The organism is Ruegeria sp. BHSC043 (assembly GCF_059612985.1).
Genome location: NZ_JBXWRS010000001.1, coordinates 104,517 through 123,783, shown reverse-complemented (window position 1 = coordinate 123,783; position 19,267 = coordinate 104,517). Strand labels below are relative to the sequence as shown.

The following is a 19,267-nucleotide window of genomic DNA, read 5'->3' as shown; positions in this document are numbered from 1 at the left end:
CGGTTCACCCTTTCGCACGGTGTCAGACCTGCAGAACGCTGGACACAAGCAGTTGCGTATAGGCATGCTGCGGGTCGTCCAGCACCTGATCGGTCAGCCCCGCCTCGACCACCTCGCCATCCTTCATTACCATCAACCGGTCCGCCAGCAGCCGGACCACGGCGAGATCATGGGTGACGATGATGGCGCTCAGCCCCATCTCGCGCACCAGACCGCGCAGCAGGTCCAGCAGCCGCGCCTGCACCGAGACATCCAGCCCGCCGGTCGGTTCATCCATGAAGACCAGCCGCGGACCGGTCACCAGGTTGCGCGCGATCTGCAACCGTTGCTGCATGCCGCCCGAAAACGCGCTGGGTCGGTCGTCCACACGAGATTCTGCAATCTCGACCCGGCCCAGCCAATCCAGCGCCTGCCCGCGGATCTGACCATAATGCCGGCTCCCCACGGCCATCAGCCGCTCGCCGATATTGCCACCGGCGCTGACCGACATGCGCAGCCCGTCGCGGGCATGCTGATGCACAAAGGCCCAGTCGGTGCGCCCCAGCATCCGGCGGGCCGGTTCCGACATCGTGACCGTGTCCACCGGCCCATCGGTGCGGGTGTCGAAGATTACCTGCCCGGCATCCGGTTTCAGATGCCCGGCCAGACAGTTCAGCAGGGTCGACTTGCCCGACCCGCTTTCGCCGACGATCCCCATCACCTCGCCGGGGTAGAGGTCGAAACTGACATCCCGGCACCCGATCCGCGCGCCATAGCGTTTCTCGATGCCTTTGACCTGCAACAGCGGGGTCATGCCGCGCCCTCCTGCGTCAAACGCCCTTGGTGTCCGGCGTCGCGGCGGGACCGGCAGTAATCGGTGTCCGAGCACACGAACATCCGGTTGCCTGCATCGTCCGTGATCACCTCGTCCAGATAGCTGTCTTCGGCCCCACACAGATCGCAGGCATGATCGGCCTTGGTGGCCTCGAACGGGTAGTCCTCGAAATCGAGGCTGACCACCCGCGTATGCGGCGGCACCGCATAGATCCGCTGCTCGCGCCCGGCCCCGAACAGCTGGATCGCGTCCATTTCCAGTTTCGGATTGTCGAATTTCGGGATCGGAGACGGGTCCATCACATAGCGCTCAGCCACCCGGACCGGATAGGCATAGGCCGTGGAAATCGCGCCGTGCTGGCTGATGTCTTCGTAGAGTTTCACATGCATCAACCCGTATTCCTGCAGGCTGTGCATCTTGCGTGTCTCGGTTTCGCGCGGTTCCAGAAACCGCAGTGGTTCGGGGATCGGGACCTGATAGACCAGGATCTGATCGGCGCGCAGCCGGGCCTCGGGGATACGGTGGCGGGTCTGGATGATGGTCGCCTTCCCGGTCTCTTCGGTCGTGACCACGCCCGCCGTCTTTTCAAAGAACTTTCGGATCGACACGGCATTGGTCGTGTCATCGGCACCCTGATCGATGACCTTGAACGTATCGTCGGGGGTCAGCGTCGCGGCCGAGACCTGAACCCCGCCCGTGCCCCAGCCATAGGGCATGGGCATCTCGCGGCTTGCAAAAGGCACCTGATAGCCGGGCACCGCCAAAGCCTTGAGAATGGCCCGACGGATCATCCGCTTGGTTTGTTCGTCCAAATATGCGAAGTTATACTCATTCATTTGATGTATCACTTTCGGTTTTTGGTGTTGTTGTGGACGGTTATCTGGTTGCCTCGGCCTTCGCGGTCGTCATGGTGTACTTTCTCTGGCGCAGGATACACTCCCGGCGACGGCGCCGGGCCATGCGACGCGACCAACATGGCGAATGGGCCGCGATCGGCTCGGAAACCGCCACTCGGCCGTTTGCTGCCGACAAGACAACCCATCAAGCGGACAGGATGAAGGCAGGTCACGGAAGTCATTCTGCCGCCACCGGTGATGCCACGCGTTCTTGGGCCTCGCGGCGCAATTTGCGCACCAGTTCCAGTTCGGACTGGAAATCGACGTAATGCGGCAGCTTGATATGCTCCAGAAAGCCGGTCGCCTGAATGTTGTCGGCATGGCTTAGGACGAATTCCTGATCCTGCGCCGGGGCACCCAGATCGTCTTCGCCCAATTCCTCCCAGCGCAAGGCGCGGTCCACCAGCGCCATGGCGATGGCTTTGCGTTCGGACTGGCCAAAGACCAGCCCATAGCCGCGCGTAAACTGCGGCGGCTCGGTTTTTGATCCCTTGAACTGGTTCACCGTTTCGCATTCGGTCAGGGCGATCTCGCCGATCTCGATCGCGAAACCCAGTTCGGGGATTTCCATCTCGACCGCGGCGGTGCCGATGCGCAACTCGCCCACGAAAGCGTGGTTGCGGGCATAGCCGCGCTGGGTCGAATAGGCCATGCCCAGCACGAACCCTTCGTCCCCACGCGTCAGCGATTGCAGGCGCAGGGGGCGGTCGGCCGGGAACTCCATCGGTTCGCGCGTAAGGTCGCCCGGCGGTTCATCGCTGGCGGGTTCATCTTGAATTAGGCCTTCGTCCTTGAGGAATTCGGTGATGCGCGGGGTCGGCTCATGGCGCGGCGCGGCGGTGGGGGCTGCAGGCACCGGGCCATCGGCGGCCAGTTTGAAATCCAGCAGACGGTGCGTGTAGTCGAAGGTCGGGCCCAGAACCTGCCCGCCCGGTGCGTCCTTGAACGTGGCCGAGATCCGGCGATCGCAGGCCATGCCGCCGGTATCGACCGGGGTCGAATAACCGAACCGCGGCAGGGTGGAACGGTAGGCGCGGATCAGGAAGATCGCCTCGATCAGATCACCGCGCGCCTGCTTGATCGCCAGCGCGGCCAGATCGGGATCGTACAGAGAGCCCTCGGCCATCACGCGGTTCACTGCAAGGCTGAGCTGTTCGCGGATCTGCGCCAAGGACAATTCAGCCACGCTGGGATCGCCCCGGCGTTCCTCGGCCAGCCAGGCATGGGCGTTTTCGATCGCTTTTTCGCCCCCTTTGACGGCTACGTACATGGCCTAACCCTCGGGCTGGATGCGGGTGCTGCGCGGCAAGGCCGCGACCGTATCCCCGCAGGTGAAGAAGAAATCGCACCCCAACGGATACAGGTCCGAATTGGCCTGCAGCGCCGCAACGTCGGGCACGGAAAGGCGTGCGGCGTCGCGGATGCCCGGACCTCGCAGGACTGCACCGGAAAGGTCCAGCGCGTCGCACTCCACGATCAGGGTGGCGGATCGGTCCGGATATTCCGGTGTGCCGATCCGGTATTGGTCCAACGGCACCAGGTCCGGCCAGCAGCCTACGGCGAAATCCGCCTGCTCGGCGGGCACGAGGGGCGCACCGGTATGGAAGGTCAGCCATTGGCGAATGGCCGAACTATCGGCCCCGCCCGCCAGATAAACGCCTGTATCCGGGTCGCATAGCGTCAGCAGAAGCGTTCCCGCGGCGACCGACAGGCCGTCGGGCGGGGTCGCGCCGACCAGCTGCCGCAACTCGCCCGGCCGGGCCATCACGGTCATGACCGCACGAAAGGCGTGGGCCGCCTGAACCGGCGCGTCGGTGAAACCGCCTGAAAAACGGGTCTGTGGGGTCATTGATCCTCTCCCCGAACCATCGTGAAAAACTCGACCTTGGTGGCCGCGGCCTTCGCGGCCCGGGCCGATCTGGCCGCCTGGACCTGGCGGGTCAGCGGCTCCAGAATTTTCGCACGCACCTCGTCCGCGTCCCCGGTCTGCATCAGCGCGTCGATCAGAGCGGCGGTTTCGGCATGGGTCTTGTCGCGCCCCTGCACATATCCGTGGCCCTCGGTTCCATCGGCCAAGACCAGAGCGCAGCGCGTGACCGTCATCTCGCCCAGATTGAAGGGCGCGCCCGTGCCGCCTGCCCGCCCCCGCACCATGACGCCGCCAATCTCGGGCGTGCGCAGCCACTGGAACTCGGGACGCGCGCTATAGCCGGACCACAAGGCCGCCAGCGACTCGGCCGGCGCACGTGCCAGAAGGCCCAGCCAGGCCCGTCGATCACCTGTCGCAATTTTTGTCTGTTCCGCCATCAAAGCCTCTTGGCCAAGTTGTCTACAACTACTATACAACTAGACAAATCATAGTGAGGCAATGGGTGACTCGCAACGAATATGCTGTGAAGTTTTGATGACATGAGCCAAACACCGATCTGGAAGACCATCGCGCTGGCGCTGACCGCCGACATCGCCGAGGGCCGCTTTGCCACCGGCGACCGCCTGCCGACCGAGGCGCAGCTGGCCGCAACCCACGGCGTGAATCGCCACACGGTGCGCCGGGCCCTGGCCGAACTGGCCAAGCAAGGCCTGGTGCATCCACGCCGCGGGGCCGGCGTGTTCGTTTCGGCAGCAGCGACCGATTACCCGATCGGCAAACGGGTCCGGTACCACCAGAACATCTCGGCCAGCGGCAAGATTCCGGGCAAGCGGGTACTGTCGCTGATCACCCGCGCCGCCGACAAGACCGAGGCCGAGGCGCTGAACCTGACCCCCGGCGACCCGGTGCATGTCTATGACGGGTTGTCGCTGGCCGATGGACAACCGATCGCGGTGTTCCAAAGCGTCTTTCCTGCCGCCCGCCTGCCGGACCTGCCCGAGGCGCTGGCCGAGAACGGCTCGATCACGCGGGCGCTGCGGTACTGCGGCGTGGCGGATTATACCCGCATCTCGACCCGCCTGACCGCCCGCGCGGCCGACGCGGTTCAGGCCCGGCACCTGCAACTGATCGAGGGCGCGCCGGTTCTGCATTCGGTCGGCATCAATGCCGATCCGCAGGGGCATCCGGTTGAATACGGCAAGACCGTCTTTGCCGGTGAGCGGGTCACCCTGACGCTGGATGACGACTACGGGTGATGCCGGTCAATCTTCGTATTTTTCCAGGAACGCCTCGGCGGGCAACGCGCGGAAATCCGGCAGCGCCGCGCGCAGGCGGGCATTGTCCCAGTCCCACCAGGCCAGAGCCATCATCCGCTCGGCCACCCGCTCCGGGAACCGGCGTCGGATGGGTTGGGCAGTGACACCGCCGACGATGGTATAAGGCGGCACGTCCTTGGTCACGATCGCCCCAGAGGCGACGACTGCCCCGTGCCCGATCGTCACCTCGGGCTTGATGATGGCAGCGTGGCCGATCCAGGTGTCGTGCCCGATATGCGCCAGCCGCCCCGCGCGCAGGGCGAACCAGTCCGCATCATCCTCGGCATCGTCCCAATAGTCGGCCGAGCGATAGTGGAAGTGATGCAGAGACGCTTTCTCGATCGGATGGTCGGTGGCCCCGATCCGGGTGAAACTGGCGATATTGGCGAATTTTCCAATCCGGGCATTGGCGATGTCGCAGGTCCGGTCGCAATAGGAGTAGTCCCCGATAACCGAATTCGTCACCCGCGTTCCGGCACCGATTTCGACAAAGGCGCCAAAGCTGCTGCCGGTTATCTGGCAATCCGGGTGGATGACGGGCTGGTCCGGTCGCAAGCGCGCCATGGTCTGCAAGTCCTCGTATGCGGTTCAGGGCAACATCAGGGGCTTGACTTGCGGGTCGCACGGTTTTCGCGCCTTGGGTGGCCCGCCCTGGATCAGCCGCCTGCGCAGCCAGCCCGAGAACCAGTCCATCAGCATGACCATCAGGATGACCAGCACGATGTAATAGGCCACCTCCTCCCAGTCTTTCTGGGTGATGATCGCCTGTGTCAGCAACAGACCGATCCCACCGCCGGTGATCGCCCCGATCACGGTCGCGCTGCGGGTGTTGGATTCCAGGAAGTACAGGACTTGGCTGAGCAGAACCGGCGTGATCTGCGGGATTACCCCGAAACGATATTTCTGCGGCGCATTGGCCCCGGTGGACTGTACGCCTTCGATCTGCTTTTGGTCGACGTTTTCTAGCGCCTCGGAAAAAATCTTGCCGAAGGTGCCGGTATCAGTGACGAGGATGGCCAGCGCCCCAGTCAGCGGCCCGGGCCCGAAGGCGCGCGCCAGCACCACCGTCCAGATCAGGCCATCCACCCCGCGCAGAAAATCGAAGACGCGACGCACGATGAACCGGACAGACCGCAACGGGTTGAAGTTCCGCGTCGCCATGAAGGCCAGCGGCAGGGCGATCAGCGCTGCGCCAAATGTTCCCAGAAAGGCCATCAGGATGGTTTCGAAAATCGCCCAGGCCACGTCCTGATGGCGCCACATCTTGTTGGTCCAGAAATCGTTGAATATGGCCCCTGCCTGACCGCTGGCGGCCAGCCCGACCAACTGGGCAAAGGACTTGCCATGATAGGGGCTGTCCAGCGTGAACCAGAACAGCTCCCAGCCAGTGAAGTATCGGAACACCTCGGCCCGGTTGCGCGTCACGGTCAGGCGCCCGGCTTCGGTGGTGATCGCCAGCCGGTTTCGCGACAGGCTGATCCACTCGGGCACCGCGTCCGAAGGCAGCTGGGCCTGCACTCCCGCCGATCGGCTGGGCGTGGCGCGCACCGTTCCATAGCCGGGGATGTCATATTCGACGGTATCCGGCCCGAAACGAACGACATGGCCGCCCTCAAGTTCGATCACCGTGGTTTCGCCGAGGGTCACCCAGTCGGGCGCCTGACCCTCGGGATAGGCGCCCTTGCGCTCGCCCTCGATTGCGACCGAGACGTCGCCAGTGCGGTTGTCGCGGGTCACATGGGTCTTGTAGCTGAAGCTGTCCGAAATCAGAGTCCGGCCGTTTTCCCAGTTCGCCCGTCCGGCAAGACCGGGCATGTCGAAGGCAAAGAACACATAGATCAGGTAGACCAGAACCAGACCGGGCAGCGCGAGACTGGTCAGGCGTTTGCGCGCGAACAGGCGGTCGGCCCGGGCCTTCAGCGCCTCGCGGGGCAGATCGGTGGCAAAAGTCGTCATGCGGCGGTTCCTTTCTGCGTGCCCTCGGTCAGGCGGGTTCGCACCGATCCCGAAACCTGGTCGACGATCACGATCGTAACGAATAGCAGCAGAAAGATTGCCGCTGCGTCGTCATACCGCCCCTGCCCCCACGACATCGCATTGCGCAGCTCGTAGCCAAGGCCACCCGCGCCTACGAAACCCAGGATGGCCGAGGCGCGGATGTTGATCTCGAACCGCAGCAGGGCATAGCTGACATAGTTCGGGCCGACTTGTGGGATCACGCCCAGAACCATCCGCTGCGTCCAGGTGGCACCGACCGACTGCAGCCCCTCGACCGGCTTCAACGACGCGTTTTCGTTGACCTCAGAAAACAACTTGCCGAGCGCACCGGCGGTATGGATGGCGATGGCGATCATGGCCGGAACCGGACCGCCACCCAGCACGAAGATCAGAACCAGCGCGATCACGATCTCGGGGACGGCCCTGCAGATATCGGCGAGGCGGCGAAACAGCGGGATCAGCCGAGGCCAGGGCGCCAGCCCCCGTGTCGAGACCAGCGCCAGAAATGCTCCTGCCAGCGTGCCGACCAGTGTGGCCGCTGCCGCGATGTTCAACGTTTCGACCAGGGCCGGAAAATACGCGACAAGGTTCGCGGGCATGTCCGCAATCTTGTCCCACGCCTCGGACAGCACCTCGGCCGGATAGTCCAGAACGCGGTGCAGGCCGTCGGTGAAACTGCCGGCATTGCGCCTGTCGGCGGTGCGGAACCCCGCAGCCATCAAGGCCACGAACAGGATCAGAAGAATTCCGCCATAGACCCGCTTTCGGCGGGTCATCGCGACATAGTCGTCGCGGACATCGTCTACGCTTCGGGCGCTGGCGGTCAGATCTGTCATGGAATTCTCCCGGATGGACGGCGAGGCCCGGCCTCAGGCCGGACCCCGGGGCGGCAAGGCTTGGCGTCAGTTCGACTTCAGCTTGCGGGCCTCGATGATGCTTTCATAGGCCGCATGGGTGATCGGTTCGAACCCTTTGGCTTCTCCCGCCGCCACGCCATAGAAACAGTCACGGTCCTTTTCGGCCAATCCGGCCATCAGCGCCGTCATCTTCGCCTTGATCTCGGCCGGCAGCGCCTTGCGCAGCACGACCGGGCCTTCGGGGATGGGCTTGGACCGCCAAATCTCGACCAGATCGTTCATGTCCACCAGACCGGCATCGACCGCCTTGCGCAGGGCACCCGAGTTGTATCCGTCTTCCCATTCACCCAGACCGTCGGCCCAGGTCACGCCGGCATCCACGTCGCCATTGCTGACGGCCACGATGGTCTGTTCGTGCCCACCGGTGAACTTGACTTGGCCGAAATAGTCACCCGCCTCCATCGTGGCGCCGATGGCCTGAGGGATCTCGATCGACGGGATCAGGTAGCCCGAGGTCGAGTTGGGATCGCCGAAGCCGAAGACCTTGTCCTTCATGTCGGCCAGCGACGCGATGCCGCTGTCCTTGCGGGCGAAACCGATGGAATGATACCCGAACCCGCCGTCGGTGTTGACCTTGACCAAAACCGGCTCGACCGCCTCGGGGTCGCTCAGATAGGTCTTGGCATAGGCCGAGGCCCCCAGCCAGGCCATATCGATCGTGCCGCCCAGCAGTCCCTGGATCACGCCGTTGTAGTCCGCCGGGGCGAAAAGCTTGGTTTCGACGCCCAGCGCGTCCTCGGTGTACTCACGCAGACATTCGTTGTTGTTCAGCCGGTCCTGTGCGTTTTCTCCGCCCAGGATGCCGATACGGAATTCCCCGATCTCCTCGGCCATGGCAGGCGCGCTCAAGGCAGTGGTCGCGACCAAGGCGGCAACAAGTTTCTTCATCTGTGTTTCTCCGTGTTGATTGGCCCACCCCGTTCATCGGGCCGGGCGATGAATGAGGTAGTTGGGGCTCAGATCGTGGCCTCGGCTTCCATCAGAGCCTTCCGGGTGGCATCCAGCGTTTCGATCTCGGTCGAGGTCGCGGTCTCGGAGAAGCTGGCATCAGCTCCGTAGATCTCGCGGGCGACGCCGGTGGTCAGCTGCTCGGGCAGGCCGTCGAACACGATGCGTCCGTCGCGCATGCCGACCACGCGGTCGCAATAGCGGCGCGCGGTGTCCAGCGTGTGCAGATTGGCGATCACGGTGCGGCCATCCTCTTCGTGGATGCGGCGCAGGGCCTGCATCACGACCTGCGCATTCATCGGGTCCAGCGAGGCGATGGGCTCATCGGCCAGGATGATCTTGGGGTCCTGCATCAGCGCCCGCGCGATGGCGACGCGTTGCTGCTGCCCGCCCGACAGCGCCTCGGCTCTTTTGGGGGCATGTTCGGCGATGCCCAGACGGTCCAGAATGTCGATGGCGCGATGGATGTCCGCGGTCGGGAACAGGTTGAACAGGGTCGCCAGCGTCGAGTGCCGGTTCAGCGTTCCATGCAACACGTTCGAAACCACGTCCATGCGGGGCACAAGGTTGAATTGCTGGAAGATCATCGCGCAATCCGCCTGCCAGGCGCGTTTGTCGCGCCCCTTCAGGGTGGTCACGTCGCGCCCGTGAAACAGGATCTGTCCGGCGCTGGCATCGGTCAGGCGGTTGATCATGCGGAGCAGGGTGGACTTGCCGGCACCCGACCGCCCGATGATCCCGATCATGCACGGTTTATCGACGTCCAGCGTTGCGGTGTCGACGGCGGTAATGTCGCCGAAGCGCTTGGTCAGGTTTTCGATGCGCAGCACGGGCCACCCCCAGTTGTTGATGGCGGTCAGCTACTGACCCTGTTCAACGTCTGTGTGTCGGTCTGGTAAAACTTTTGCAAAGGCGCGACATTGATGCGGTACGGTGGGGCTGGGCAATGCCACTCGTCCCGTCTATACGCGGGCCCAACACCTGAAACGTCAGATCTGTCACATGAGGCCGCCATGAGCTTTGACCGCAAGATCAAGATCGCACCGTCGATCCTATCCGCCGATTTCGCCAATTTCGGACAGGAGATCCAAGCCATCGAGGCCCAAGGCGCTGACTGGGTCCATGTTGACGTGATGGACGGGCATTTCGTGCCAAATCTCACCTTCGGCCCGCCGGCGGTCAAAGCGTTCCGGCCGCATGTCAAGACGGTGATGGACGTGCATCTGATGATCACGCCGGTCGACCCCTACATCCAGGCCTATGCCGATGCCGGCGCGGATTATCTGACGGCCCATGTCGAGGCCGGCCCACATACGCACCGCACACTGCAAGCGATCCGAGCGGCCGGGATGAAGGCAGGCGTGGCGCTTAACCCGGGCACTCCGGCCGAAGCAGTCGAGCATCTGCTGGATCTGGCCGATCTGGTCTGCGTGATGACGGTGAACCCCGGCTTTGGCGGGCAGAAATTCATCGACATGACCGCGAAGGTGCGCCGCCTGCGCGAGATGATCGGCGACCGCCCGGTGCATATCGAAATCGACGGGGGAGTCGACCCCTCGACCGCCCCGCTGGTCGCAGCGGCCGGTGCCGACGTTCTTGTTGCCGGTTCAGCGGTCTTCAAGGGCGGGTCGGTTGCGAACCCGGACGTTTATGGCCAGAACATCCGCGCCATTCGCGCCGCAGCCGAAGACCACGCGGTCTGACGGCCGCTCCCGCCAGTCGTCGACGTTTTTTTGACAAAACGCCTCCTCCTGTTTGGCCCGGCGCAGCAGATGTCGCGCGGGCGCGAAAGCGTTTTGCCGGCCCTGCCCCTAGGCCAGTTGATCCGCGAAATGCGTCAGCAGCTTGTGCTTGAGGATCTTGCCCGTGGGCGCGGCGGGCAGAGACGTGGCCAGCACGATCCGGCTGGGCCGTTTGTAGCCCGCAAGACGTGCGGCCACGAACTCCGCCAACTCTGCCTCGGACACAGCGCCGATTTCAGGCACTTGAACAAAGGCCAGTACCTGTTCGTCGCCGCCCACCCGATGCCCGATCACCGCAGACTGGATCACCAGCGGGTGGTCGTTCAGCGCGGCCTCGACCTCAGGCGGATAGACGTTGAAGCCGCCGTGAATGATCAGTTCCTTGGCGCGGCCGACGACGTGTAGATTTCCCTGCGCGTCAAGACGGCCGAGGTCGCCCGTGCGCAGCCACCCCTGGGCAAGCACCCGGCCCGTTTCCTCGCCGTTGCGATAGTACCCCTTCATCACATGGGGGCCGCGCGTCAGGATCTCGCCCACGCCATCTCCGCCGCCTGGTATGGTTTCGTCAATGCGCAGTTCGACCCCCGGCAAAGGCGGGCCGACCGAGATATCTGGATCCCCGATCCGGTTGTGCGAGGCGCAGATCCCCGCCGTGCTTTCGGTCATGCCATAGCCATTCTGCAGCGCGACGCCATAGAAGGCCTCGGCCTTGCGTTTCCACGCCGGGTCCAGCGGGGCGGCCCCGGACGAGGTATAGCGCAGGGCGTCCGACGGCAACCGCTCCAACCCCTGTTCCTGGGCATATTGCATCAGCAGGGCATGCATCTGCGGCACACCCGAAAACACCGTGACGCCCGCGTTCAACGCGGCAAAGGCGCGGTCCGCCGCGAACCGGGCATCCAGTTGGACGAAGGCCCCGGCCAGCGCCGATCCGGTGACGATCGAGGCCAGCCCGAAGATGTGCGAAATCGGCAGTACCCCATAGACCACGTCATCCTGCGTCAGTCCTCGAAAATTTGCCGATGTCAGCCCGCCGAACCGCAGGTTTTCATGGGTCAGCATCACGCCCTTGGGCGTTCCGGTCGTGCCGGTGGTGAACAGCATCGCCGCGACATCCGCCAGATCGGGGTCGGGCGCGCTCGGGTACGGCGCGGCCAGGTGCAACTGCCCGAAGGCCCCGGAAACAGGCTGGGCCCCGGCCCTGTGCGCATGGCGTCGCGCCTCCGAAGACGCCGCCGATGTGAACAGGATCACTGACGGAGTGACGTGATCCACAATGCATGCCAACTCAGCCGCGGTCTGACGGGCGTTCACCGGCACCACGCAGGCGCCGATTCGGGAACAGGCAAACAACGCGGCCACCGCCGCACAGCAATTCTCGAGCACCAGCATGACCCGATCGCACGGGCGCACCCCCGAGGCCAGCAGGATGTCTGACAGCTCGGAAATCGCGCGGTCGAGGTCAGCAAAGCTCCAATCGGCGCCGAACTCGTCGGCAAAGGCGCGGGCCCGCGGACGGGTCCGGATCTGGGCATCCGGATAATCGTGCCACTTGTTCATGTCCCTTCGCCCTCCCCTGCGCCGGAACCGGTTTTGCGCTCAGCGTTTCATGGTGCGCTTGAACACTCCCGCCGCCGTTGCGATCAGGGTTCCGTCGTCGCTGTGCAACTCTCCGGTCACATAGGCCAGCGTGCGCCCGCCACCCGTTGCGCGCCCCGTGGCCGTCACGCGCCCCTGACGCACCGCCGCCACATAGCTTGTGTTCAGCGACAGGGTCAGAACCAGCGGATGTTCGTCCCGGTCGAACCAGGCCGAGGCGGTGTTGCCGCAAGCCACGTCCAGAAGCATGGCGATGATGCCGCCATGCAGGATGCCCTGGCTATTCAAGTGATCCGCCCGGATGGTCAAATGACACCGGGCACGGCCGTCGGGGTCGGACAGATCCACCTCGAACCCGATCGCGTTCTGACAGCCCGATCGCCGGACCCTTGGGTCGTCTTCAGGCCGCGCCGAGTGCAATGAACCGCTCCAAATGATAATCCGCGTCGCCGAACCTGTGATCCGACATGACGATCCGCTTGGCAATATGCGCCAGCTCATATTCCTGCGTCATGGCGATGCCGCCATGCATCTGGATCGTTTCCTCGGCCACCAGCCGGCCCACCCGCGACACAAGGTTGCGGGCCGCGGCGATCTGCCGGTCGCGGTCAGGTGCTTCAAGGTGACCGGCCGCGTTGATCACCGCCGAGCGCGCCTGCTCCAGCTCGATCAGCATATCCGCGAACCGGTGCTGCAGGGCCTGAAAGGTCCCGATCGGGCGGCCGAACTGCTTGCGCGTCATCAGATATTGCCGTGTCAGTTCCACCGCACTTTCCATAGCGCCCAGAACCTCGGCGACCAGCGCGCAATTGGCTGCGGCCACAATGTCCATCAGCGGATCGAACCCCTGCCCCGCGGCGCCCAGACGCGCGCTTTCCGGCAGGCGCACATCGTCCAGAGTGACCTCGGCCGCTCGGCCTCCGGCCAGCATCGGATACCCGCGCAGACCCAGCCCCGGCGTATCAGCTGGCACCAGGAACAGAGATATGCCGTCCAGATCGAACGGCCCGCCCGTTTCGCGCGCGGATACGATCAGCTGCCCGGCGGCCTCGGCATTCACGACCACGGCCTTGCGCCCGTTCAGGATCAGATCCGTGCCGTCGGTCCGCACGGTGGTCTCGACCCGGCTCAGGTCATACCGGCTGGCAGGCTCACCATGCGCCAGCGCCAGATGCAGCGCGCCCGAGATCACCTGATCCAGCAACACTCGCTGATCGGGGGTGCCCGCCTGCGCGATCAGCCGGCCGCCCAGAATGCAGCTGTCCAGAACCGGCTCGACCACCCCGGCCCGGCCCAGTTCCTCGAACACGGTGGCGATGTCAAAGCCCGCCCCGCCGAACCCGCCATCCGCTTCGTCGAACAGCGCGCCCAGAACGCCCAGATCGGCCAGTTCGCGCCAGATGTCGGCGCTGAATCCCGCCGCGCTGTCCAGAATGTCGTTACGCACCGGAGTCGTGTAGCGGTCGGCCAAATAGCGCCGCAGAGTGTCCTGCAGCATCTGCCGTTCTTCGGTCAGGTTGAAATCCATCTCAGCCCCCCATCTTGACCTTGGCGATGATACCGCGCTGGATCTCGTTCGACCCGCCGAAGATCGACAGTTTCCGGTTGTTGAAATACTGGGCGGCGACCGGCGCGGCATAGTCCGGCCCGATCGGGTCGTTGTCGCCTGCCACCGCCTCGGAGGCGAAAGGCATCGCATAAGGCCCCACCGCGCGGCGGGCCAGGTCGTTGATCTCTTGCCGGATGATCGTACCCTTGACCTTCAGCATCGAGCTTTCCACCCCCGGTGCCTGTCCGGCCGAAGCCTGGCTGATGATGCGCATGTTGGTGGTGGCCATGGCCATCAGGTCGATCTCGACCCGTGCCAGCCGGGCGGCGAAATGCGGGTTCTCGATCAGGGGGCGGCCATTCGCGGTTTCGATCCGGGCAATCCGCTTGACCATGTCCAGCCCCGCCTGGCTGAAGCCAACCCCGGCGATGTTGGTGCGTTCATGCGTCAGCAGATACTTGGCATAGGTCCAGCCCTTGTTCTCCTCGCCCACCAGATTTTCGACCGGGACGCGCACATCGTCAAAGAACACCTCGTTCACCTCGGGCGTTCCGTCCAGCAGGACGATGGGGCGCACTTCGATCCCCGGCGTATTCATGTCGATCAGCAGGAACGAGATCCCCTCCTGCGCCTTGGCATCGGGGTCGGTGCGCACCAGGCAGAAGATCCAGTTGGCGTATTGCGCTAGCGTGGTCCAGGTCTTCTGGCCAGTGACGACATAGTGGTCGCCATCGCGCACCGCCCGGGTCTTCAGCGAGGCCAGGTCCGACCCGGCGCCCGGCTCGGAATAGCCTTGGCACCACCAGTGTTCACCATTCAGGATGCGCGGCAGAAAATAATCCTGCTGCGCCTTCGAGCCGAATTTCTGCAGCACCGGGCCCAGCATCGACAGGCCAAACGGCACGATGCGCGGCGCATAGGCGGCGGCGCATTCCTCCTCGAAGATATGGCGCTGAACCGCGTTCCACTCGGCGCCGCCAAACTCCTTCGGCCAGTTGAAATTCAACCAGCCGCGCTCGTTCAGCGTGGCATGCCACCACTCATACCCTTCCTTGCCGATGTTCCGGCCAGCCCGGATCTTGTCCGAGATCTCCTTGGGCAGTTTCTCGGCCAGAAAACCGCGTACCTCGTCGCGAAAGGCCTTCTCCTCGTCCGTATAATTCAAGTCCACAGCCGCCCTCCTCCTCGACGCGATCGGAACCTTGCCTGCTCGGCCCTATGGGCCGGGCTGCGCTGGGCCGGCCCTCAATGGGCTGGCCCGGCGCCCCTTTTCTTCAATAGATCTCGAACAGACCGGCCGCGCCCATACCGCCGCCGATGCACATGGTCACGACACCCAGCTTTGCCCCGCGCCGCCGCCCTTCGCGCAGCAGATGGCCGACCATCCGCGCGCCGGTCATGCCGAATGGATGCCCGATGGCGATCGAGCCGCCGTTCACGTTGCATTTCTCGTCATCGATTCCCAAACGGTTACGGCAGTACAGCGCCTGCGAGGCGAAGGCCTCGTTCAGCTCCCACAGGTCGATGTCTTCAACGCTCAGACCATGCCGTTCCAGCAGGCGCGGCACAGCAAAGACCGGGCCGATACCCATCTCGTCGGGCTCACACCCCGCCACGCAGAACCCCTTGAACGCGCCCATGGGCTCCAGACCCCGGCGCTCTGCCTCGGCGCTGTCCATCACGACAACCGCGGCTGCGCCGTCCGACAGCTGGCTGGCATTGCCGGCAGTGATGTAGTTTCCGGGGCCACGCACAGGCTCCAGACCGGCCAGACCCTCCAGCGTCGTGTTCGGCCGGTTGCATTCATCCCGGTCCACGGTGACCTTCCGGTGCGAGACCTCGCCCGTCTCTTTGTCCTTGACCGCCATGGTGGTCTGCATCGGCACGATCTCGACGTCGAACTTGCCCGCCGCCTGCGCCGCCGAGATGCGCTGCTGCGACCGCAGGCCATAGGCGTCCTGTTCTTCGCGGCTGATACCATAGCGCTCGGCCACGATGTCGGCGGTCTCGATCATCGTCATGTAGATCGCGGGCTTGTGCTCCTGAATCCACGCCTCGGGCACGGGGCGGGTTTTCGGCTGGACCAGCGAGATGCTCTCGACCCCACCGGCCACGATGGGGCCCGCGCCGCCCTCGGTGATGGCCTGCGCCGCCAGCGCCACGGTCTGCAGCCCCGACGAACAGAACCGGTTCACGGTCATACCCGAAACGCTGACCGGCAGCCCGGCCCGGATGGCGATCTGGCGGGCGATGTTGCTGCCGGTCTCGCCTTCGGGGAAACCGCAACCGATGATGCAATCCTCGATCTCGGCGCCATCCAGCCCCGAGCGCGCGACCGCGGCCTGAACCGCGTGGCCGCCCATCGTGGCGCCGTGGGTCATGTTGAACGAGCCCCGGAACGACTTGGCCAGCCCGGTGCGCGCGGCGGATACGATTACGGCTTGTTTCATCACTCGGCGCCCTTGTTCAGATCATCAAAGCTGCGGCCCTCGGCCACCAGTTTTTCCAGCAGTGGCGCGGGCTGCCAGAAATAGTCGTCCTCGGCCGACCAGGCGCGGATATCCTCCAGAATACCCGGCAGACCCTGCAGATCCGCCCATTTCAGCGGCCCGCCGCGATAACGCGGGAACCCATAGCCATAGAGCAGCACCACATCCACGTCCAAGGGGCGGCGCGCGATGCCCTCGCCCACCACCTTGGCGGCCTCATTGACCATCGCCACCATATATCGCCGCACGATCTCGTCATCCGTGAATGTGCGCGGGTTGATGCCCTGCGCCGCGCGGTCGGCCGCGATCAGGTCCAGAACCTCGGGGTTGGTCGTGCCACCGCGCTTGCCCTTTTCATAGACATAGAAGCCCTTACCGGTCTTCTGTCCGAAATGCCCGGCCTCACACAGTTTGTCGGCATAGCTGCTGTCGCGGGCACGCGGGTCCAGCCCCTCGGCGCGTTTGCGTTTGCGCACCGCCCAGCCGATATCCAGCCCGGCCAGATCGGACACCGCGAACGGCCCCATGGCAAAGCCGAAATCGGTCAGCGCCTTGTCGATCTGGAACGGGCTTGCCCCGTCCAGGACCATGTGGTCGGCGCAGGTGCGATAGGTGCTGAGGATCCGGTTGCCGATGAACCCGTCGCACACCCCCGCCCGCACCGAGACCTTTTTCAGCCGATGCCCCAGCGCAAAGCCGGTGGCGACCACCTCGGGCGCGGTCTTGTCGGCCACAACGATCTCGAGCAGCTTCATCACATGGGCAGGCGAGAAGAAATGCAGCCCGATCACGTCATGCGGGCGCGTAGTGGCGGCTGCAATTTCGTTGACGTCCAGATACGAGGTGTTGGTCGCCAGAACCGCCCCCGGTTTGCAGACCGCATCCAGCTGGGCAAAGACCTGTTTCTTGACGTCCATATCCTCGAACACGGCCTCGATCACCAAATCGACGGCGCTCAGCGCGTCATAGCCGGTGGCAAGCTGCAACTGGTCCGACAGGATCGCGTCATGCTGTTGTTGGCTGATCTTGCCGCGCTTCAGGGCGCCGGCGATGTTTCCGGCGATCCGGTCCTTGGCGGCATGGGCGGCCTCCTGCGTCATCTCCAGCAAGGTCACGGGCAGACCCGCCAGCAAGGCGGCGGTGGCGATCCCCGCGCCCATCGTGCCGCCGCCGATGACCCCGATCTGATGCACCGGACGCGGCTCGACACCCTTCAGTTCAGGCAGTTTGCCCACAGCGCGTTCGGCGAAGAAGGCGTGGATCAGGCCCTTGCGCTGATCCGACTCCATCAACTGCATGAACAGTTCCCGCTCGCGCGCCATGCCCTCGGCAAAGTTGGGCGCCTCGCAGGCGGCTTGCACCGCACGCACGGCAACAGCTGGGGACAGCTGGCCCCGGCCCTTCTTCAGAACGGCCTCGTAGACCTCATCGAAATCGACAGAGTCCGGCGCAGGCATCTCTCCGACTGCGCGACGGGGCGCGCCCGAGTCAAGCAGCTCCTGCGCATAGGCCAGCCCGATCTCGCGCGGGTCGCCATCCTGCACCTTGTCGATCACGCCCAGCTTCAGCGCCTCGTCGGCCTGGACATGGCGGCCGGTTGTGATCATATCCAGCGCGGCCTCGACCCCGGCCACGCGCGGCAGACGCTGAGTACCGCCGGCACCGGGCAGGATGCCCAGATTGACCTCGGGCAGACCGACCTTGGCTGAGGGGAGCGCGATGCGGTAGTGGCTGGACAACGCAACCTCGAGCCCGCCACCGAGCGCCGTGCCGTGCAGCGCCGAAACCACCAGCAGGGGCGAGGCTTCGATCCGGTCGCACAGGCCCGGCAGCCAGGGCTCTTGCGGGGGTTTGCCGAACTCGCGGATATCGGCCCCTGCGAAATAGGTCCGCCCCTTGCCGTAGATCAACACCGCCTTTGCGCCCTCGGCCTCGGCCCGTTCAATTCCGGCCAGCAGGCCCCGGCGCACGTCCACGCCCAGCGCATTGACCGGCGGGTTGTTCGCCGCCAGCACCGCGATATCGCCAATCCGTTCGTATTCCACCGCCTCGGACATCACACTTGGTCTCCTCTTGCCAACCAGAGCTTGTTCCGCATTGCGGAACAATATTCCGCAACAGATTGAACCCGTCCGCGCGCGGGTTCAACCCCTTATACCCGACTACGCCTCCGGGCCGCATTTGTTGTCGGCGAGCGGGGTCAAAACAACTTGTGAACCGGATCGCGGAAAACCGTGCTAGGCTTTGCCCACCCGGCCAATGAATTCGGCCGGGAACGAAAACAGATTGCAGAACAGGGAGTTTTGAAATGTGTGACGTTTGCGTAATAAACGCGGTGAAAGACCGGATGCTGTCCCGCCGTTCCTTTTTCAAGGCTGGCGCGGCGATGGCGGCAGGCACGGCGCTTGGAACGGTGGCAGCACCCCCGGCACTGGCCGCGGGTCATGGCGAGGTGCTGGACATGACCCATGTCTACGACGCCGATTTCCCCACTTATTTCGGCCAACCGGGGATCGAGGCGACCCAGGCCTTCAATTTCAAGGAACATGGCTTCAACCTGTTCAACCTGACCGTCAACGAACACACCGGCACGCATGTCGATGCCCCACTGCATTTCTCGGCGGATGGGCAGTCGGTGGACGAAATCCCGGTCGCGAACCTCGTCTGCCCTCTATGCGTGGTGGACATTGCCGCCCGCGCGGCCGAGGACCCGGATGCGCAGGTGACCCCAGATGATCTGAAAGCGTGGATCGCTGCAAATGGCGACATCCCCGATGGCGCCTGCGTCGCCATGCATTCGGGATGGGCCGCCAAAACCGCCACGCCCGAGTTCCGCAACGCCGACGGCGAAGGCAAGATGCATTTCCCTGGCTTCCACGTCGAAGCGGCTCAGATGTTGATCGAAGGAACCGGCGCCGTTGCGCTGGCCGTTGACACGCTGTCGCTGGATCACGGGCCATCGGCTGATTTCGTGACGCATTACGCGTGGCTGCCCACCAACCGTTACGGCATCGAGAACCTCGCCAATCTCGACAAGGTGCCCGCCAGCGGAGCAACGCTGGTGGTCGGCGCGCCGGCCCATCGTGGCGGGTCGGGCGGCCCGGCGCGCATCTTCGCGATGGTCTGAGC

The 19,267-nt window shown here is 64.5% G+C and carries 19 protein-coding genes; 3 read left to right on the top strand and 16 right to left on the bottom strand.

All coding sequences use genetic code 11. From position 1 onward, the window contains the following. Positions 1-22: 22 nt before the first annotated feature. From phnK to phnG, 5 genes are all read right to left on the bottom strand, one after another. Positions 23-793 (bottom strand): phosphonate C-P lyase system protein PhnK, encoded by a 771-nt coding sequence (phnK, locus tag AC2FMM_RS00635; RefSeq protein WP_490360369.1) that lies wholly within the window; start codon positions 791-793, stop codon positions 23-25. Next, positions 790-1,650: an alpha-D-ribose 1-methylphosphonate 5-phosphate C-P-lyase PhnJ gene (locus AC2FMM_RS00630; RefSeq protein ID WP_496795507.1), complete on the bottom strand. Its 861-nt coding sequence runs from the start codon at positions 1,648-1,650 to the stop codon at positions 790-792. The genes phnK and AC2FMM_RS00630 overlap by 4 nt, the downstream gene beginning before the upstream one ends. Positions 1,651-1,888: 238 nt before the next feature. Continuing rightward, positions 1,889-2,980, bottom strand: a complete 1,092-nt coding sequence (locus AC2FMM_RS00625) for a carbon-phosphorus lyase complex subunit (protein WP_496795506.1) — start codon at positions 2,978-2,980, stop codon at positions 1,889-1,891. A 3-nt stretch (positions 2,981-2,983) separates the two neighbouring features. Beyond that, positions 2,984-3,559, bottom strand: a complete 576-nt coding sequence (gene phnH / locus AC2FMM_RS00620) for a phosphonate C-P lyase system protein PhnH (RefSeq protein ID WP_496686840.1) — start codon at positions 3,557-3,559, stop codon at positions 2,984-2,986. Next, on the bottom strand, positions 3,556-4,017 hold the full coding sequence (gene phnG, locus AC2FMM_RS00615; RefSeq protein WP_496795505.1) for a phosphonate C-P lyase system protein PhnG: 462 nt from the start codon (positions 4,015-4,017) through the stop codon (positions 3,556-3,558). Before phnG ends, phnH begins: the two co-directional genes overlap by 4 nt. Before the next feature lie 102 nt (positions 4,018-4,119). Between phnG and phnF the strand changes: the two genes are divergently transcribed. Continuing rightward, the gene (gene phnF / locus AC2FMM_RS00610) at positions 4,120-4,836 is read left to right on the top strand and encodes a phosphonate metabolism transcriptional regulator PhnF (RefSeq protein ID WP_496795504.1); all 717 of its coding nucleotides are present in this window, start codon (positions 4,120-4,122) and stop codon (positions 4,834-4,836) included. Between the two features lie 6 nt (positions 4,837-4,842). Here the strand turns inward: phnF and AC2FMM_RS00605 are convergent, their stop codons facing one another. The 5 genes from AC2FMM_RS00605 to phnC form a co-directional block, all read right to left on the bottom strand. Then, the gene (locus tag AC2FMM_RS00605) at positions 4,843-5,460 is read right to left on the bottom strand and encodes an LbetaH domain-containing protein (RefSeq protein WP_496795503.1); all 618 of its coding nucleotides are present in this window, start codon (positions 5,458-5,460) and stop codon (positions 4,843-4,845) included. A 24-nt stretch (positions 5,461-5,484) separates the two neighbouring features. Further along, complete coding sequence (gene phnE / locus AC2FMM_RS00600) at positions 5,485-6,852, bottom strand: phosphonate ABC transporter, permease protein PhnE (protein ID WP_496795502.1); 1,368 nt, start codon at positions 6,850-6,852, stop codon at positions 5,485-5,487. Beyond that, on the bottom strand, positions 6,849-7,730 hold the full coding sequence (phnE, locus tag AC2FMM_RS00595) for a phosphonate ABC transporter, permease protein PhnE (RefSeq protein WP_496686831.1): 882 nt from the start codon (positions 7,728-7,730) through the stop codon (positions 6,849-6,851). The genes phnE (AC2FMM_RS00600) and phnE (AC2FMM_RS00595) overlap by 4 nt, the downstream gene beginning before the upstream one ends. Positions 7,731-7,796: 66 nt before the next feature. Continuing rightward, entirely contained in the window at positions 7,797-8,699 is a 903-nt protein-coding gene (gene phnD / locus AC2FMM_RS00590; protein WP_496711853.1) for a phosphonate ABC transporter substrate-binding protein, read from the bottom strand. A 68-nt stretch (positions 8,700-8,767) separates the two neighbouring features. Further along, entirely contained in the window at positions 8,768-9,589 is an 822-nt protein-coding gene (gene phnC, locus AC2FMM_RS00585) for a phosphonate ABC transporter ATP-binding protein (RefSeq protein WP_496711854.1), read from the bottom strand. A 183-nt stretch (positions 9,590-9,772) separates the two neighbouring features. Between phnC and rpe the strand changes: the two genes are divergently transcribed. Further along, positions 9,773-10,462, top strand: a complete 690-nt coding sequence (gene rpe, locus AC2FMM_RS00580; RefSeq protein WP_496727662.1) for a ribulose-phosphate 3-epimerase — start codon at positions 9,773-9,775, stop codon at positions 10,460-10,462. A 108-nt stretch (positions 10,463-10,570) separates the two neighbouring features. On the opposite strand, the gene AC2FMM_RS00575 is transcribed toward rpe, so the two are convergent. The 6 genes from AC2FMM_RS00575 to AC2FMM_RS00550 form a co-directional block, all read right to left on the bottom strand. Further along, a complete protein-coding gene (locus tag AC2FMM_RS00575; RefSeq protein WP_496742383.1) occupies positions 10,571-12,061 on the bottom strand; it encodes a class I adenylate-forming enzyme family protein in 1,491 nt (496 codons plus the stop codon). Positions 12,062-12,100: 39 nt separating this feature from the next. Then, positions 12,101-12,601: a PaaI family thioesterase gene (locus AC2FMM_RS00570; protein ID WP_496795501.1), complete on the bottom strand. Its 501-nt coding sequence runs from the start codon at positions 12,599-12,601 to the stop codon at positions 12,101-12,103. Then, positions 12,501-13,628 carry an acyl-CoA dehydrogenase family protein gene (locus AC2FMM_RS00565; RefSeq protein ID WP_496795500.1) on the bottom strand — a complete coding sequence of 376 codons (1,128 nt, stop codon included), beginning with the start codon at positions 13,626-13,628 and terminating at the stop codon, positions 12,501-12,503. Before AC2FMM_RS00565 ends, AC2FMM_RS00570 begins: the two co-directional genes overlap by 101 nt. A 1-nt stretch (position 13,629) precedes the next feature. Beyond that, a complete protein-coding gene (locus tag AC2FMM_RS00560) occupies positions 13,630-14,820 on the bottom strand; it encodes an acyl-CoA dehydrogenase family protein (protein ID WP_496795499.1) in 1,191 nt (396 codons plus the stop codon). A 103-nt stretch (positions 14,821-14,923) separates the two neighbouring features. Continuing rightward, on the bottom strand, positions 14,924-16,099 hold the full coding sequence (locus tag AC2FMM_RS00555; protein ID WP_496795498.1) for an acetyl-CoA C-acyltransferase: 1,176 nt from the start codon (positions 16,097-16,099) through the stop codon (positions 14,924-14,926). Continuing rightward, positions 16,099-18,195 carry a 3-hydroxyacyl-CoA dehydrogenase NAD-binding domain-containing protein gene (locus AC2FMM_RS00550; protein ID WP_496795497.1) on the bottom strand — a complete coding sequence of 699 codons (2,097 nt, stop codon included), beginning with the start codon at positions 18,193-18,195 and terminating at the stop codon, positions 16,099-16,101. The genes AC2FMM_RS00555 and AC2FMM_RS00550 overlap by 1 nt, the downstream gene beginning before the upstream one ends. A 251-nt stretch (positions 18,196-18,446) precedes the next feature. Between AC2FMM_RS00550 and AC2FMM_RS00545 the strand changes: the two genes are divergently transcribed. Beyond that, entirely contained in the window at positions 18,447-19,265 is an 819-nt protein-coding gene (locus AC2FMM_RS00545) for a cyclase family protein (RefSeq protein ID WP_496679009.1), read from the top strand. Positions 19,266-19,267: the final 2 nt, after the last annotated feature.